Here is an 18,097-nt window from a genome sequence, read left to right as displayed (position 1 = left end):
ATTTCATTCACTTCCCAAGGGGGGTAACGACCGAAGGGAACTCAAGAACTTAAGCACAATAACGCCATGAAAGCCTGGACCTACCTAACAACCAACAAAGCAAACAAGGTTTTGTACGCCGGCGTAACAAGCAACCTCAAAAGCAGGATGGAAAGCCACCGGACCAAAAAGTATCCAAACTCCTTCACTGCCCGCTACAACGCAGATAAGTTGGTATGGTTCCAGGAGTTCGATAGCATCATTGACGCACGCGATAGGGAACGACAATTAAAAGCAGGGAACAGGGCACGAAAGATAAAACTCATCGAAGAGATGAACCCGGAGTGGAAAGACTTGTACGAAACATTGTGAGTTGCACAGGGCTTAAGACCACTTCGGCTCCTGCGTCGCCTCGCGGAACCTTGCACCTAACAATATTAATAGCACAGACGTCCCTACACAAAACAAACTACGTAGCACGACTTCCCGAGGAGCTTGCGACGAAGGGAACTCACGACTTCCCCAGTACAAAACAAACTACGTGGTACGGGTCTGCGAGGGAGCTTTTTTTGCCGAAGAGAAACGAAGGCCGAAAAAACGACCGCGGCAGCCCCACGACTTTAGCACCATGCCTATAAAAAAAGAAAACACCCTATACAGGAACAGCGAAGCTTAACAAAGACCACCGCACTTCCTACGGAAGGAAGTCTTTTCGTTACGCGGTGCAAGGGGCTTAAGACCACTTCGGCTCCTGCGTCGCCTCGCAGAGCCTTGCACCTAATAATATTAAGAGCACAGACATCCCTGCACAAAACAAACTACGTAGCACGGGTCTGCGAGGAGCGTAGCGACGCGGCAGCCCCTACACAAAACAAACTACGTAGCACGACTTCCCGAGGAGCTTGCGACGAAGGGAACTCACGACTTCCCCAGTACAAAACAACATTCGTGGTACGGGTCTGCGAGGGAGCTTTTTTTGCCGAAGAGAAACGAAGGCTGAAAAAACGACCGCGGCAGCCCCACGACCTTTAGCACAATGTCAATAAAAAGAAAACACCCTGAACAGGAACAGCGGAGCTCTGAAAAAACCACCGCACTGCCCACGGAAGGAAGTCCTTTAGGTACACGGTGCAAAGGGCTGAAGACCGCTGCGGCTCCTTCGTCGCCTCGCGGAATCCTGCTTCTAATAATATTAAGAGCACAGACATCCCTATACGTGGCACGAGTCTGCGAGGAGCGTAGCGACGCGGCAGCCACAGTACAAAACAAACTACGTGGTACGGGTCTGCGAGGGAGTTTTTTGCCGGAGAGAAACGAAGGCCGAAAAAACGACCGCGGCAGCCCCACGACTTTAGCACAATGCCAATAAAAAGAAAACACCCTAAACAGGAACAGCGAAGCTCTGAAAAGACCACCGCACTTCCTACGGAAGGAAGTCCTTTTGTTACCCAGTGCAAGGGCAGGAGACCGCTACGGCTCCTTCGTCGCCTCGCGGAGCCTTGCACCTAACAATATTAAGAGCACAGACGTCCCTACACAAAACAAACTACGTGGTACGAGTCTGCGAGGAGCGCAGCGACGCGGCAGCCCCTACACAAAATAAACTTTAGAGTACGACTTCCCGAGGGAGCCCAGCGACGCGGCAGCCCAGTACAAAACAACATTCGTGGTACGGGTCTGCGAGGGAGCTTTTTTTGCCGAAGAGAAACGAAGGCCGAAAAAACGACCGCGGCAGCCCCACGACTTTAGCACAATGTCAATAAAAAGAAAACACCCCAAACAGGAACAGCGAAGCTTAACAAAAACCACCGCACTTTCTACGGAAGGAAATCCTTTAGGTACATGGTGCACAGGGCTTAAGACCACTTCGGCTCCTGCGTCGCCTCGCGGAATCCTGTACCTAATAATATTAAGAGCACAGACATCCCTACACAAAACAAACTACGTAGCACGAGTCTGCGAGGAGCGTAGCGACGCAGCAGCCCCTACACAAAACAAACTACGTAGCACGACTTCCCGAGGAAGCGCAGCGACCGAAGGGAACTCTCGACTTCCCCTGCACAAAACAAATTACATGGTACGGGTCTGCGAGGGAGCTTTTCTGCCGAAGAGAAACGAAGGCTGAAAAAACGACCGCGGCAGCCTCATGACCTTCAGCACAATGTCAATAAATAAAAAAAAAGACCACCGCACTTCCTACGGAAGGAAGTCTTTTCGTTACGCGGTGCAAGGGGCTTAAGACCGCTGCGGCTCCTGCGTCGCCTCGCGGAACCTTGCACCTAACAATATTAAGAGCACAGACGTCCCTACACAAAACAAACTACGTGGCACAGGTCTGTGAGGAGCCTAGCGACGCGGCAGCCCCTACACAAAATAAACTTTAGAGTACGACTTCCCGAGGAAGCCCAGCGACCGAAGGGAACTCATGACTTCCCCAGTACAAAATAACATTCGTGGTACGGGTCTGCGAGGGAGCTTTTTTTGCCGAAGAGAAACGAAGGCCGAAAAAACGAGCGCGGCAGCCCCACGACTTTAGCACAATGTCAATAAAAAGAAAACACCCTAAACAGGAACAGCGGACCTTTGAAAAAACCACCGCACTTCCTACGGAAGGAAGTCTTTTCGTTACGCGGTGCAAGGGGCTTAAGCCCGCTTCGGCTCCTGCGTCGCCTCGCGGAGCCTTGCACCAAACAATATTAAGAGCACAGACGTCCCTACACAAAACAAACTACGTGGCACAGGTCTGCGAGGAGCGTAGCGACGCGGCAGCCCCTACACAAAATAAACTTTAGAGTACGACTTCCCGAGGAAGCGCAGCGACCGAAGGGAACTCTCGACTTCCCCTGCACAAAACAAATTACATGGTACGGGTCTGCGAGGGAGCTTTTCTGCCGAAGAGAAACGAAGGCTGAAAAAACGACCGCGGCAGCCTCATGACCTTCAGCACAATGTCAATAAATAAAAAAAAAAACCTCCGCACTTCCTACGGAAGGAAGTCCTTTAGGTACACGGTGCAAGGGGCTTAAGACCGCTGCGGTCGTTCCTCCCTCGCGGAGCCTTGCACCTAACAATATTAAAAGCACAGACGTCCCTACACAAAACAAACTACATGGCACGAGTCTGCGAGGAGCGCAGCGACGCGGCAGCCCCACGACTACCCGGGGAGCTTGCGACGAAGGGACCTCCCTTTGCTGATGCAGATTTGCAATCCCTACCCCAGCCGCCAGAACTGAAAATAAAAATACTCACTGCCTTGAAAAATGACTCGAACGATTTGGTTTGTTTTTGCAAAACAAAGCATGGATTGCAAATCCGCGCAACAGGGGAGGATTGTCCACTAAAACAAAATATTTTATAAAATGAAATCAACTATTATAGCTAATCCACTTGTTTCGATTGTTGTTGTAAATTGGAACACATTAGAGATTACAAAAAAGTGTATAGAAAGCATAGAAAAAAATGTTATTGTCCCATATGAAGTAATTCTTGTGGATAATGGCTCTACTGATGGCTCTGCAAAGTATTTTAAGGAATCTAACCATAAAAACACAACAGTCATTTTTAATGATTCTAATCAGGGATACGCAGGCGGTAATAATGTAGGAATAAAAATGGCAAAAGGGAAATATATTTGCTTACTCAATAGTGATGCATTCGTTACTAAAGGATCTATTGAGTTAATGATTCGTCATATGGAAAAAACAGACGCTTCACTTGTCGGCCCGTTAACAAACAAAGCAAAAGGGTTACAGAGCAAAAGAGTTTTCATTAAACCCTTTCGCAAGCTTCTTCCAAGTAATCAAGAAGTTGAATATCTCTCATTTTTTTGCATATTAATTAAAAGCGAAGTTTTCAAAAAAATAGGATTACTTGATGAAAGTTTTGGATTAGGAACATTCGAAGATGATGATTTCTGTAAAAGAGCAAAACATAATAGTTTTAAATTAAACATCGCTCAGCATGCTTGGGTTTGGCACGAGGCACATGCCACAATGAAAGCAAATAACATATCTGAAAATGATTTAATTATGACCAACAAATACAAGTTTGAAGACAAATGGAAGACTCAATAATTATTGAAAAGGAGAATAAACATAGTAAACACGTTTTAATATTTAAAAATACATTCTTTTTATTATCAGGTGAAATCGTTTCACAGATTATTCGATTAATATTTGGGATCTATATTGTTCGTAAGTTTCTTCCCGATGATATTGGAGCTTATTCTGTAGGAATGGCATTGGGAGCAATGATGATTTTCTTTACTGATTATGGAATTTCGAAAATTGTTTATATCGATGTTGCTCAATCAAAAACACCCAATAAGGTTGTCTGGACAGCTGGAATATTACGACTATTAGCTATTCCTATTGGAGCGATTATCTTTATTACATCAACCTTTATCCTTAACTATACCACAGCTGAATCGAAAACAATCATTCCGTTTGGATTATCTGTAATAGTAATGTCCTTTAATGACATCTTCTTTTACTCTTTCAAGTCAACTTCTAAAGCAATATTCATCACATACTCTCAGCTAATCAATGCATTACTAACACTTATCATCATAGGTTCGATAATATTATTAGAACTACCATTCAACCTTGTAGCATGGCTATTTTTAACCAAAGCTATCTTTATCGTTTCACTCAACTTTTTTAATGCGACAAAACTATTCCCATTTTATAAGCCTTTGAAAAAAGATTTTTCACTAGTACTAAAGAGGAGTATTCCATTAGGCATATCTGCAATGGCAATCATAATTTACACATCTATTGATCATGTCCTCATATCAAGAATTACAAATGTTGAGATGGCAGGATATTATAGGGCAGCTAGTCAATTAGCCGGATTATTGGCGATTATCGGAACAGCTTTTGTTTCCTCAGTATTTCCATTTTTATCCTCTCAAAATAATGACTATGAATCTGCATTGGCACATTCAAATATATTATTTCGTCAATCATCACGATATTTATTAGCGCTTGGAGTAGGAATTGGCTTAGGCTTTTCATTTCTATCCTCAAAGATTGTTGAATTAATATACGGACCAAATTACTCACAATCCACTCCGATTCTTATTATTCTGGTTTGGACGCAAGTAGTGATATATATGTCTATCGTAGCAGCAGATAATCTGTTATCAAGAGACTTAAGGAAAAAAGTAATGATTCAAACATTATTATGTCTCATTATTGCTTTCATTCTCTATCCTATTTCAATAAATTTTTGGGGAATAAAGGGAGCTGCATTGAGTCAACTCACAATTCAACTTACCGCTCTTACATACTTATACTTACAAATTAGAAAAATTGGGATTAATTTAAGAAGCTTTCTTCTATTTGACGTACCACGAATAATCTTATCCGGATTAGGATTAGCTTTTATTCTGTATCTGACATTAAGTCTGAACTTATTTATTCAAATTTTTATTGGATTAATTAGTTACGCCCTATTTTTAATTGTTTTCAAGATTATCACATTAAAAGAGATCTTTTTAGCTAAGGATGCTATAAATAGTATCATTAAAAAGTAAGCGAAAGCAAAAAAGTAAAATAAAAATTCTAACTAAAAAAATATAGCGTTATGAATGTAACGATAAGTGCATGCTTGATAGTTTATAATGAGGAAAAAGTAATTGAACGGTGCTTAAAAAGTATACACAATATTGTTGATGAAATAATAATTGTCCATGATGGAGAATGCTTCGATAATACAATTTCTATCGCAAAAAAGTATACGGAAAAAATTTTCATTCGAAAACACCAAGGCATGTGCGAAGCACATAAAAAATTTGCATATTCCATGACAAAGAGTGATTGGATACTATCTATTGATGCAGATGAATATTTATCACATGAAATTCAAAAAAACATTAAAATTCTTGTGAAAGATGAATCTATTGATGCATATGCATTCATATGGCCTTATACTGACGGTAAAAAACAATTTTCGTTAAAATTCCCATACAGACTTTGTTTAGCAAGAAAAAGTAAAATGTATCAATGGAACTTTCCACACCAACCAATGAAAACGTATGGTAAAGTAGCATATTTGCCTTATATAATAGAACATTGGCCTTTATATGATAATTATAGTTTAAAAACCTTTAAGACTAAACAAAAAAATTGGATAAAAAAACATACTAAATACATTTTAGAGGACATTGCAAATATTGATGGTTTCAATGTTGACTCAAAAGAAGAGATAATACGAATTCAAAATTTTTATAGAAATAGACCACTATTTAAAATAATTCCTATTTTCATTAAGATTTTATTATTACAAATCTATGGAGGGCAGTACAGATCTGGACTAAATGGTTTAAAAGTTGCTTTTATTGCGGCATCGTACGAGGCGAATTTACTTTTATCTGTATATCGACACATGAAATAGCATGATAGTTTTTATTATACCTCTAATATCTATAGGTTTATTTTTTTCAAAGAAGTTGGATAGAAACTATTTCTCACCAATTGGTTTTTTTTCAATCCTATGGGGAATAAGTTTATTGATGTATGAATTTAGTCCCAAACCGTACCCTACACTTAATCTAAATACACAACTATTAATATTTGGAGCATGGTTCCTTTTCTCTTTAGGGTATGTATTTTTTCGATTTGCTTCTCAAACTCGTATTAATAAGCAAATATCAAGTAATAGGCCCAATGTATTTATAAAAATATACTCTTCGGTTAAAGGAAGACTTATCCTACACATTTTAATACTGTTATCTTTCGTCGGTGCTATTGCATTCATTAATAAAATAATTAATCACCTTTCAAATCCTTTAGCACTTATTTATGCGTCACAAGAAATTCGTCAAACCATAGTAGGAGGTGACTTTTCTGCAGGTGCACTGCTAAACACGTATACTGCCGCGTTAATTTACTCAACCTCAATTATTACAGGTGCCATAGCTTGCTGGTATCACAAAAAAATAATACTATACATACCAATAATAGCAGCTATACTTTTTGATTTAGGAAATGCTGGAAGAATAACAACCATTACAACAATATTTCTTTGGGGTATTTCTTACATTTTATCATGGAAATATTCATTTCCCAATCAGCGCATTCAAATACCTGCCTTCGTTAAATATTTCATTTCCATACTATCTTCTGCTCTAATTCTTTTAATAACATTTTCCCGGTCAGAAGGTAGAATGACCATGTTCGAAAGTCTATATTCATACTTTACTGGTAGTTGGATTGTATTAGATCAATATATAAATAACCTGAATCTATCTACACATTTTGCCTCAACTTTGTACCCAATAATATATACTTTATACAAATTGGGACTTTGGTTTGAAAATCCTGCTCAATATTTAGGTTCTACCTATTACGTTTTATCTCCGTTCGGTTCAAATCTAAATACTTTTACTATTTTAACGCCCTTTTACAACGACTTTGGATTTATTATAACCTTTGCATTATTTTTCATTTTTGGTTTTTGGGCATCTAAAATTTACAAAGGATATTTCATCTCACAAAAAAGTCAATTACTTATTCCATTGGTATGGATCTACTATGTTATATTAATCTCTTTACATGGGTGGCCCTTTGTTTCAATAGGAACTACTGTTAGTCTGATAATAAGCTACTTATTTATTGTAGTTCTACCCAAAAAGATTAAATTCAATTAATTCGATATGCTCTCATTTATTATAATTGGCAAGAACGAAGGAAAAAACCTAACCGCATGTATTAGTAGTTGTATAAGCTTCGCTTACAATATTGCTATTGACTATGAAATAATATATGTAGACTCGCAATCAACAGATAACAGTCTAGCCATAGCGAGCAATTTCAATAAGGTCAAAACTCTTATTCTACAATCACCTTGTAATGCTGCTAAAGCAAGAAACTTAGGAGCAAGAAATGCAGAAGGTGATTACTTTGTTTTTGTGGATGGTGATATGGTTTTATATCCGGAATTTGGTAACAAAATAATCAAAAACGGAGAATTAATCTATCCTTTTTTAAACGGGCAACGAATTGATATTTATTATGATGAAAATGGAAGATTCCTTTCTGATACAAAGAATGAAGTTACTAAAATTAAAAATGATAAATACTTAATTACAACAGGTGGTTTATATATAATCAAGCGTACACTTTGGCATCAAATGAACGGAATGGACAGCAAGCTTAGATGCTTTGAAGACAACGACTTAGCTTATAGAATTTATTTAAAAAAGAATATTAAAATTTTGAACGTGGGAAGCATCTTTGCAGAGCACCACACAATTGGTTATACAAATAAAAAACGATATATAGATCTAGCACGCGGAAACAACTTCTTATTTAAGGGAGTCATTTTTCGAAAATATATCTTTTCAAAAATTCTAATTTACCTTGTCAGAAAGAATCTTTCATTCTTTTCATTATTATTAGCTATTTTTCTCACTGCCATTATACAAAATCCATCTTTTCTCCTACTATACGTAATGGTTTTGTCAATAAAAATGTTTTTTATAAGAAAAACAAATGATAGCATACCTAAAATTAAACGATTCTTTGTGGACGGCTATATTGACTTTAAAATACTTTATGGATTACTTTTTTTCTATCCAAAGAAATAGTTTGATATTAGAATTTAGATAAAGAACTTTTTATTCTAATAACGTTTATGACGCAAGCAATATTCATTTCCCTTAAGTTGGCACTGATTATCCAGTTTGTCTCATGACCCCATAACGCGTACAATAATGATAATAAAACACCATATGGCCTTCTTGCTAAATTATTCTACTTAATTTTGATTAAAATGAATATTTTAATTAATTTTTCTGCTCTCAAAAAAGGAGGAGGGCAAAATGTTGCACTTAATTTTCTCCATGGACTTTTTGAGTTAAAATATCCTACCCATACTTTCTTCTTTTTGGTTGTTAAGCATTCCGCAATCCATAAATACCTGCAAGAAAGGAAACAACAAAATATTATTTTCTCAGCAGGCTCTCCGATAAAAAGAATAGTTCAAGAATTCTTTAAGCTACCTAAAACTCTGAATAGGTTGAACATAGACATCACATACACCTATTTCGGTTACGGATTATTCAATAATAGTATTCCTCAAGTATCTGGTGTTGCTGTCTCTAACATATTCTTCCCTGAAATAAAATTTTGGGAAGGTTCCTCATTAAAACTTCTGATGTATAAAATAATTGACAGATACAGGCTATATGGAATTAAAAAGGCAAATGCATTAATTTTTGAAAACCAAGCGATGGAAGAAAGGGCTCACAGAATTTATAAAATACTTAAAAGCAAAACAACTTACATTGCTCCTTCATTTAATCCCACTTTTGAACAACAAGAGCTAAAAATCAACGGATTAAAAAAAGATACCACAAAATTGCTAATGCTGTGTGGCTGGCAAAGAAACAAAAATATTATGAAAGTTCCGGAGATTGCCAGTCTTCTGAAGCAAGCTAGTGAGGAATTTCGCTTCATTATAACAGCTCCTGAAGATAACTCAACAGATCATCTTGAGTTCTCAAGACTAGTCGAAAAATATGGCGTCAAAGAGATGATATCTATTATTGGTCCGGTATCAAAACAGCAATTAAAATCACTTTATTCTCAAATCGACTTTGTTCTATTAATGAGTAAACTGGAAAGTTTTAGCAACAATATTATTGAAGCTTGGTATTTCAAAAAGCCTTTAATTGTAAGCAATGAGGAATGGTCTAAGGCAATATGTAAAAATGCAGGGTACTACGTCAACAGAGAGTCTTCGCGTGAGGTTTCAGATTCGATTTATCAACTTTACAAATCTGAGAACATACAAAGTCAATTAATTCAATCAGGTTTGGAAAATCTGAAAGAGTATCCAAGTATTAAAGAAAAAACATCGTTGGAAATCGAATTTTTAGAAAAAATTTATCATGACTTTAAAACAACTGTTTAGAGACTTTATTATCTCTAGCTTTGAAGCAATCTCATTTCTCATATTTTCGCTACCTCGTCATAAATTGATCAATCCTATTAAACGGACTTTTTTGATTCTACAAGGTGCAAAAATTGGGAGATGGGTTACCTACTATCCAGGTATTAGAATAGGCTTTGCAAAGAAGGTAAAACTTGGAAGCCACGTTGATTTAGCCTGGGGAGTAATTATTACAACTAAAGGAGGCATTGAAATTGGAGACAGAACATTAATAGGTTATCGAACACAAATCTTATCTGCCAACCATGCTATCCCTGCAAATCATGAAAGAATTTTCCAATCGGGGCACCTCTCCGCTAAAGTTACGATAGGTAAAGATGTTTGGATTGGAGCAAACTGTATTATCCTCCCCGGAGTATCAATTGGAGAAGGAGCAGTAATAGCAGCAGGAAGTGTAGTCACTAAGAATATTGAACCTTTTACAATTGCTGGGGGAATTCCTGCCAAAAAATTAAAAGAAAGAGACTAATACCAAATCATATAAATAACTCCTTCAATAGTTATCATTTAATCATGAAACAAATCATACAAGACCTAAAAAAAGGTAACACCATATTAGAAGAAGTTCCGGCGCCACAGGTAAAGGCCGGAAGCTTATTGATTAAAACAACACGTAGTTTGGTTTCCTTGGGAACCGAACGAATGTTGGTTGAATTTGGCAAGGCCGGATTTATAGACAAAGCCCGTCAACAGCCGGATAAAGTAAAACAAGTGCTGGATAAGATGAAAGCCGAAGGCATTTTGCCCACATTGGAAGCTGTCTTTAATAAACTGAACCAACCGCTCCCCCTGGGCTATTGCAATGTAGGCGTGGTAGAAGCTGTAGGCAAAGGTGTTCACCGGTTTAAAGTGGGTGACCGGGTAGCCTCCAACGGCAATCATGCTGAATATGTATGCGTGCCCGAAAACCTTTGTGCGAAAATTCCGGATGGTGTAAGTGATGAAGAAGCGGCCTTTACGGTCATTGGGGCCATTGGGCTGCAGGGCATTCGCTTATGTAATCCAACCTTTGGAGAAACGATTGTTATTATTGGCTTGGGCTTGATCGGACTGGTTACAGCTGAATTATTAAAAGCCAACGGGTGTCGGGTAATTGGTTACGACTTCGATCAGCAAAAGGTGGACATGGCCCGCTCGAAAGGGCTCACAGCATTTAATCCATCACAGGGAACCGATCCGGTAAAGTTTGTACAACAGGCCACCAATGAAACAGGTGCCGATGGGGTAATTATTACGGCCTCGGCCAAAAGCGATGAAGTAATCCATCAGGCTGCTGATATGAGCCGTAAACGTGGACGAATCATTCTGGTGGGTGTGATTGGCTTAAATATCCGTCGCGACGATTTTTACAAGAAAGAACTGACCTTTCAGGTCTCCTGCTCTTACGGACCCGGCCGATACGATGAAAACTACGAGCAAAAAGGACAAGACTATCCACTCCCTTATGTCCGATGGACCGAACAGCGAAATTTTGAGGCCATCCTTCAAGCCATGGAAAGTGGTCAGCTCGATGTAAAACCCTTAATCACCGAACAGGTTCCTTTGGAGCAATACGGCGAAATTTATGGAGACATGCGCAAAAAAGGGTCTATTGCCAGCATTCTCGTTTACCCCGAAAATTCTAAAAGAAACAGTTCAGTATCACTAAGAGAATCACATATAGAACGACAGTCCCCTTCAGGGGATTTAGGGGGGGCTGCAAAAGGAGTTTTTGGAATTATTGGAGCCGGCAACTTCACATCTTCAACCATTATTCCGGGGATGAATGCGGCTGGTGCCAACCTGAAAATCATTGCCAGCGCAGGCGGACTTTCAGCCAAAACCATGGCAAAAAAAGGAAATATTGCGGTTGCAACATCCGATTATAAAGAGATACTGAATGATCCGGAAGTGGATACCGTAATGATAACCACCCGCCACAATCTCCATGCACCCATGACCATTGAAGCCCTAAAGGCTGGTAAAAATGTTTTTGTGGAGAAACCTCTTTGTTTGACAGAAGAAGAACTGGAACAGATCCTTGAAGCCACCGGCGCTTTTGCTGCCGCCTCTTCAAAGAACCGTCATTGCGAGGAAGGCGAAGTGCAACGAAGCCTTCCGAAGCAACTTGTTGAAACACCTGGCAGCGCTTCCAACGAAGAACCGGCTACAGTTGATAAACAGATTGCCGCGTCGCTCCCTTCGGTCACTCCTCACAATAACGGTGCTCCGATGATTGTTGTTGGCTTCAACCGTCGCTTCGCTCCCCTTGCCATCAAAATGAAACAACTGCTTGGCGAAGGAGCCAAAAATATTGTGGCTACCATGAATGCAGGCTTTATTCCTCCTGAAGTATGGGTACATGATTTAGCGATTGGCGGAGGCCGGATCATTGGCGAAGCCTGCCACTACATCGACCTGTGCACGTATTTAGCCGGAAGTAAGGTAACAGCTGTATGCATGAACAGCATGGGTATCAACCCCGAAGAAAATACCGACAATGCAAGTATCTTGCTCAAATATGAAAATGGTTCGAATGCGGTAATCAATTATTTTGCCAATGGGAGTAAAGCATATTCCAAAGAACGTATTGAGGCGTTCGCCCAGGAAAAAACACTAATTATCGATAACTGGCGAACATTAAAAGCCTATGGCATCAAGGGCTTTTCGAAACAAAAAACAAGATTGGACAAAGGACATAAAAACCAGTTTAAACAATTGGTTGAGTCCGTTAAAAGTGGGGTTCCCATTATTCCTTTTGACGAGGTAATCAACACGACTCAGGCCAGCTTTGCAGCCATCCAAAGTTTAAAAGAAGGAAGGTGGATTGAGGTATAGGTCATCGAAGCCGTCATTGCGAGGAGTGGAAGCGCAGCCTAAACGATGAAGCAATCTGTCCGCATACACTCGAAACGAACAGAAATGAATAAACTTTTCCTAATCATTCATACCATCCGCCACCTGCGTCCCATCCAGATACGTTACCAGCTTTGGTACCGGTTGAGAAAGATGTGGCGTAAAGCAAGTCGATTTACCTATCCGCTTTCCATAAAAAGAGAAGGAACGCCGCTCAAACTTATATCTTGGATTGAAAAACCGGTTTCCTTATTAAACAATCGTTTCACTTTTTTGAATCTTTCGAAAAGATCAGCGTTTGATACCATCAACTGGAATGAAACAGAGCATGGTAAGCTTTGGGCTTACAACCTCAATTACATGGATTACCTGCTCCAACCCGGGATGGACACCGAAACAGGACTCCAACTGATTGAAAGCTTTATACAAAACCTCCATCAAAACTCCGAAGGCCTTGATCCCTACCCCATCGCCCTCCGCGGCATCAACTGGATCAAGTTCTTAAGTCGAACGTCATTGCAAGGAGGAGAAACGACGACGCGGCAATCTCCTCAGATTAACGCCTCAGATTCTTCAATGCCCGGTCATTGTGAGGACGACGAAGGAGGACGAAGCAACCTCATCCGTTTAAACGGATGTCTGTACGCCCAATACCTTATCCTTCTCGATAACCTGGAGTACCACCTGATGGGTAATCATTTACTGGAAGATGCTTTTAGCTTACTTTTTGGAGCCTGGTATTTTAAAGAGAAGCGATTTTGGGCAAAAGCTAAAAGGTTACTGATTCAGGAATTAAAAGAACAGGTGTTATCAGATGGAGCTCACTTCGAGTTAAGCCCGATGTACCACCAGATTTTGCTCGATCGCCTGCTGGACTGTATTAATCTCATGCAAAACAACACCTGTTTTGACGGGCAGGACAAACTGTTGGCACTACTCAGACACAAGGCGGAGCAAATGTTGGCATGGCTAAATACGATCACGCTTTCCGATGGTCGTACTCCCTTACTCAACGATTCAGCCCCAGGTATCGCCCCAACCACTGCACAACTGAATGAATATGCTACACGACTCAATGTTGGTGCGCTGTCAAAGACTACCAACGACTCAATACGAACCACTGATCACTACTCACTAACCACTTCCGGGTACCGCCGCTTTGATGGGAAAAACTATGAATGTATTCTGGACATAGGCCCTGTTGGCCCTTCCTACCAACCCGGCCATGCCCATGCCGATACGTTTAACTTTATCTTGAATATAAATCATCAACCATTTTTGATTGATACCGGCATTTCAACCTATGATTCCAATGACACCCGGCTAAAAGAAAGAGGCACCGCGGCTCACAATACGGTCACCGTAAACAAGCACAATTCATCCAAAGTATGGTCCTCATTTCGGGTTGCTCAAAGAGCCAATGTTGAAATCATAAAAGAAGAAAAGAATGAAGTTACAGCCGCGCATGATGGCTTTAAAAGCTTTGGAATAAGTCATCAACGAAGTTGGCTGTTTAATGCACAAACAATAAGCATTGAAGATGTTTTAACCGGCCGCCAAACCAAAGGGACTGCTTATTTTCACTTTAGTCCTGACCTGAACCCAACCAAAACAAATAATGAAGTTTTGATCAATGATTCTCGTTTAAGCTTTGAGGGAGCTGAAACAATTTCGCTTATCAAAGCACAGCTTCCTGACGGCTATAATCGCTTAGTAAATTACTACAAACTCGAAATTGTTTTTCAGAACAAACTCACAACCATCATAGAAACCAAAGAGTAATTCATCAAGCCCCCAGAATCCAATATCAAGTAGAAAATGCGCATATTATTTTTAACCGATAATTTTCCTCCGGAAGTAAATGCTCCGGCAACAAGAACCTACGAACATTGCAAAGAATGGGTAAAACAAGGAGTTGATGTAACTGTAATCACCTGTTTTCCAAACTTTCCACAGGGGAAAGTCTATGAAGGTTATCAGAATAAACGAATCAGCCACGAAAACATAGACGGAATCAAAGTGATACGAGTATGGACCTACATTGCCGCAAACGAAGGTTTTATCAAACGAACACTTGATTATATCTCCTTCTCCTTCTCTGCATTTTTTGCTGGCCTGTTTCAGAAAACAGATCTGATCATTGCTACTTCTCCGCAATTCTTTACTGCCCTGGCAGGACGTACGCTCTCTTTCTGGAAAAGGAAACCGTGGATCATGGAAGTTCGTGACCTGTGGCCTGAGTCCATCAAAACGGTTGGTGCCATGAGGGATAACCTGTTCATCCGCTATTTTGAGATGGAAGAAAAATGGTGTTACCGGCGTGCTAGTAAAATTATTACGGTAACAGATAGTTTCAAAAATAACATTATTAATAAGGGTATTCCCGAAAAAAAAATTGAAGTAATAAAAAACGGAGCAAACCTTGAATTGTACAATCCCAAACAAAAAAATGAATCGTTACTGGATAAACTGAATTTGAAAGGTAAAAAGGTATTGGGTTACATTGGAACTCACGGAATGGCCCATAACCTTCATTTTATTCTGGATTGTGCCAAACAACTACAACAATCAAATCCAGCATTTCACTTTCTTTTAATCGGCGACGGAGCGGAAAAAAATAATCTATTACGAAAACTAAAAACAGAAAGTATAAGAAATGTTACCATGCTAAATACAGTATCCAAAAATGAAGTGCCCCACTACCTAAACCTTTTGGATGTAGCTATCATAAACCTGAAAAAAAGCACTCTTTTTACAACAGTTATTCCTTCAAAAATATTTGAAACAGCGGCCATGCAAATTCCCATCTTACTGGGAGTTGATGGCGAGGCCCGTTCAATAGTTGAAAAATACGATGCAGGCCTGTTTTATGAACCGGAAAATCAAAAAGATTTTATCGAAAAAGCCATTACCTTATTCTCTGATGACGAAAAAATACAATCGCTAAAAAAAGGATGCCAAAAGCTGGCGATAGATTTTGACCGCAAAAAACTGGCTGGCGAAATGTTGGACATCGTTAAAAATACGATGTAATCACTCATCATCCACCCCCAATCGTATATCCTGACTAAGTATTAGCACAAAATTGTATCTTATGACTCTTTGGGAACAAAAGGACTTAGATGTGGCCCCGTTACTTCTTTACTCCCTGCTCCCGGGATCGGGATCGGCGAATTGCATTCGCCGCTACAATAAAATGCGATTACAAATCGCATCACCCCCACGCTGGCACAGATTGACACATAAAATCCGTGCCATTTTAATATGCGGCTCGGCGGCGCCAGTCCTTTGGAGACTCAATTCCCATTGGGAACACCAGAAATTACGTTGGGGAGGGTCATTTTTTCGTTGGGAACACAAAAAATCGCAGCGGGGAAGCTCAAATTCCGCTGGGGCCGTGAGAAATTGCGCCGGGGCGGGTCATTTTCCTCTGGGAGCATGAAATTTTCCGTTGGGGAGGGCCAAATCGCGTTGGGGATATAAAAAATTGTGTTGGGGCGGGTCAAAAGTCGCGGGGGAAGGAAAAAAGCCCCCGGGGAGAGTCAAATCCCACAGGGGCTTTCAAAACCAACAACTTACAAATTACTGCGAATAGTATTTTTTAAGTTTGTCCGGGTCTTTCCAGAACACATACTGGCCGTACTCGCGAATAACCCGTACCTTTTCGGCCAACAGGGTAAAAGCTTTGTCGCGCAATACTTTGGCCTCATTGCCTTCGCCGGCAGCTCCGTTGGCTGCAGCCAGCAGTTCCGACATCGTGTGCGAAAGCGCACGCGCCTGAGAAAGCTTTTCAGAATTAAACTGAATAGCCGCCAGCGGTTCCGGGTATTTTTCGCCCAAAATAGCCAGTTCCAGCAGGTCCTGAACCATATCGGCATTACTTCCGCCTTCGCGGATACGCATTACTTTCTTTTTCACATCGTCGATATCACGGTAAGCAAAAGAAAAATCATGCAGGAGTTCATTACGAAATTCATAGGCGAACGGTGATTGCTCATACCATTGGTTCTGGGCTTCTTCCCGCGCCCTGAAAATACTCATCCAGTTCGCCTGGCAGTAACGCAGCGCGCCGCTCAAGGGCGTCAGATCATCAATAAGGGTAGTATCCATACCGGCAGCAGTCAGTGCCTCCCGGTCTTCGTTGGCATCAACTGCCAGCGTCTCGGTAGCTGCCACAAAATCATCAATGGGTAGATGGGGCAGCTTTACCTCTTTCGACGGAACATTTTCAATGGATTCTTTCCATTGTTCAAAATCTTGGGTGTAAGACATTTGTTTATAAAAATTTAGTTATATATTACCCATGCTCCGCCGGCCTCTTAAGCCTGTCCGGGTACACTACTACTAGATGGGAAAAGACGAGCCGGCGGTTTACATTATTGTAATATTTGCCCTTAAATTAAAAAAGATCAGATTATTATACAATAATTTATGCTCAATAACAGCTATAAAAATAGCTCACACCTCCCGGTTCCCACCGGGTGATGCGTAGGGGTGATGCGGTTTGTAACCGCGTCATACTCACCTGGAACCAAACCATACTTACTCCTTCTCAGAACCAACTGATTGCATCTGTTACCCCGGGGACCAACTCGGGGATCGGCGAATTGCATTCGCCGGAACAATTAGACGCGATTAAAAATCGCATCACCCTGCCCCGGTGCGCCTCTTTGTGTTTCACTGGCAACAGAAAAAGTACCTGAACGAATGCATTGACTCCAATCATTTTTACAATTTTGGAATTAGATTCCATATTTGTAAATTTACAGCATGATACTTCGCGAAGCAGAAAATGAATTAAGAATGCTGGCAGCCCAGTTTAAAGCAGTAGCTGTAACCGGTCCAAGGCAATCAGGAAAAACCACCCTGGTTCGTAAGGTATTTAAAGATAAGCCTTATGCTAACCTGGAAAATCCGGACATTCGAAGATTTGCAATAGATGACCCGAGAGGATTTTTATCGAATTACCCGGAGGGGGCTATTTTGGATGAAGTACAGCGTGCCCCTGTTGTCGGGTAATTGCTACTTACCTGTCTCTTTCCGGTTTCACACTTTTTTCAAAATTTTCTGATTACAGCAACACTATAATAACACAGTCGTTTTCGGCTACCGCCGGGATATGCGGTTTGTAACCGCGTCATACCTATCTGGAACCAAACCATACTTACTCCTTCTCAGAACCAACTGATTGCATCTGTTTATAATTAGCCCCAAAATTTAGACAACAAGTATAATTTGAAAATTTAATAAACTTGTTGTTATGAAAAAGAGAAAAACTTACAGCGCAGGCTTTAAAACAAAAGTAGTACTTGAAGCTCTTCAAGAG

General features: G+C 40.4%; 16 protein-coding genes. 14 read left to right on the top strand and 2 right to left on the bottom strand.

The window, feature by feature from the left end; genetic code table 11:
* Positions 1–66: 66 nt before the first annotated feature.
* From D1164_RS20550 to D1164_RS20480, 13 genes are all read left to right on the top strand, one after another.
* Positions 67–351: a GIY-YIG nuclease family protein gene (locus D1164_RS20550; RefSeq protein WP_119351790.1), complete on the top strand. Its 285-nt coding sequence runs from the start codon at positions 67–69 to the stop codon at positions 349–351.
* 2,737 nt (positions 352–3,088) lie between these two features.
* The gene (locus D1164_RS20535) at positions 3,089–3,337 is read left to right on the top strand and encodes a hypothetical protein (protein ID WP_119351787.1); all 249 of its coding nucleotides are present in this window, start codon (positions 3,089–3,091) and stop codon (positions 3,335–3,337) included.
* A gap of 1 nt (position 3,338) precedes the next feature.
* The gene (locus tag D1164_RS20530) at positions 3,339–4,052 is read left to right on the top strand and encodes a glycosyltransferase family 2 protein (RefSeq protein ID WP_119351786.1); all 714 of its coding nucleotides are present in this window, start codon (positions 3,339–3,341) and stop codon (positions 4,050–4,052) included.
* Complete coding sequence (locus D1164_RS20525) at positions 4,037–5,515, top strand: oligosaccharide flippase family protein (RefSeq protein WP_119351785.1); 1,479 nt, start codon at positions 4,037–4,039, stop codon at positions 5,513–5,515. Before D1164_RS20530 ends, D1164_RS20525 begins: the two co-directional genes overlap by 16 nt.
* Before the next feature lie 50 nt (positions 5,516–5,565).
* Positions 5,566–6,375, top strand: a complete 810-nt coding sequence (locus D1164_RS20520) for a glycosyltransferase (protein WP_119351784.1) — start codon at positions 5,566–5,568, stop codon at positions 6,373–6,375.
* Between the two features lies 1 nt (position 6,376).
* Complete coding sequence (locus tag D1164_RS20515) at positions 6,377–7,630, top strand: O-antigen polymerase (protein ID WP_119351783.1); 1,254 nt, start codon at positions 6,377–6,379, stop codon at positions 7,628–7,630.
* A gap of 6 nt (positions 7,631–7,636) precedes the next feature.
* On the top strand, positions 7,637–8,569 hold the full coding sequence (locus tag D1164_RS20510) for a glycosyltransferase family 2 protein (protein ID WP_119351782.1): 933 nt from the start codon (positions 7,637–7,639) through the stop codon (positions 8,567–8,569).
* Between the two features lie 185 nt (positions 8,570–8,754).
* Positions 8,755–9,897 (top strand): glycosyltransferase, encoded by a 1,143-nt coding sequence (locus tag D1164_RS20505; RefSeq protein ID WP_119351781.1) that lies wholly within the window; start codon positions 8,755–8,757, stop codon positions 9,895–9,897.
* Positions 9,875–10,405 carry an acyltransferase gene (locus D1164_RS20500; RefSeq protein ID WP_119351780.1) on the top strand — a complete coding sequence of 177 codons (531 nt, stop codon included), beginning with the start codon at positions 9,875–9,877 and terminating at the stop codon, positions 10,403–10,405. The genes D1164_RS20505 and D1164_RS20500 overlap by 23 nt, the downstream gene beginning before the upstream one ends.
* A 44-nt stretch (positions 10,406–10,449) precedes the next feature.
* Complete coding sequence (locus D1164_RS20495) at positions 10,450–12,753, top strand: bi-domain-containing oxidoreductase (RefSeq protein WP_206611084.1); 2,304 nt, start codon at positions 10,450–10,452, stop codon at positions 12,751–12,753.
* 84 nt (positions 12,754–12,837) lie between these two features.
* Complete coding sequence (locus D1164_RS20485; protein WP_172594557.1) at positions 12,838–14,553, top strand: alginate lyase family protein; 1,716 nt, start codon at positions 12,838–12,840, stop codon at positions 14,551–14,553.
* Positions 14,553–14,615 carry a hypothetical protein gene (locus D1164_RS24260; protein WP_394340406.1) on the top strand — a complete coding sequence of 21 codons (63 nt, stop codon included), beginning with the start codon at positions 14,553–14,555 and terminating at the stop codon, positions 14,613–14,615. The genes D1164_RS20485 and D1164_RS24260 overlap by 1 nt, the downstream gene beginning before the upstream one ends.
* Positions 14,590–15,804 carry a glycosyltransferase family 4 protein gene (locus tag D1164_RS20480; protein WP_119351778.1) on the top strand — a complete coding sequence of 405 codons (1,215 nt, stop codon included), beginning with the start codon at positions 14,590–14,592 and terminating at the stop codon, positions 15,802–15,804. The genes D1164_RS24260 and D1164_RS20480 overlap by 26 nt, the downstream gene beginning before the upstream one ends.
* A gap of 549 nt (positions 15,805–16,353) precedes the next feature.
* Here D1164_RS20480 and D1164_RS20470 read toward each other — a convergent pair.
* Together D1164_RS20470 and D1164_RS20465 are read right to left on the bottom strand one after the other, a co-directional pair.
* Positions 16,354–17,043 (bottom strand): hypothetical protein, encoded by a 690-nt coding sequence (locus D1164_RS20470; RefSeq protein WP_119351776.1) that lies wholly within the window; start codon positions 17,041–17,043, stop codon positions 16,354–16,356.
* Between the two features lie 280 nt (positions 17,044–17,323).
* The gene (locus D1164_RS20465) at positions 17,324–17,524 is read right to left on the bottom strand and encodes a hypothetical protein (protein ID WP_119351775.1); all 201 of its coding nucleotides are present in this window, start codon (positions 17,522–17,524) and stop codon (positions 17,324–17,326) included.
* A gap of 17 nt (positions 17,525–17,541) precedes the next feature.
* Between D1164_RS20465 and D1164_RS20460 the strand changes: the two genes are divergently transcribed.
* On the top strand, positions 17,542–17,790 hold the full coding sequence (locus D1164_RS20460; protein WP_119351774.1) for an AAA family ATPase: 249 nt from the start codon (positions 17,542–17,544) through the stop codon (positions 17,788–17,790).
* The last annotated feature ends 307 nt before the right edge of the window (positions 17,791–18,097 follow it).

It is taken from the genome of Mariniphaga sediminis, assembly GCF_003573545.1.
Classification (GTDB): domain Bacteria; phylum Bacteroidota; class Bacteroidia; order Bacteroidales; family Prolixibacteraceae; genus Mariniphaga; species Mariniphaga sediminis.
The sequence above is the reverse complement of the archived record's forward strand: the minus strand, read 5'-3'. Positions and strand labels throughout refer to the sequence as shown.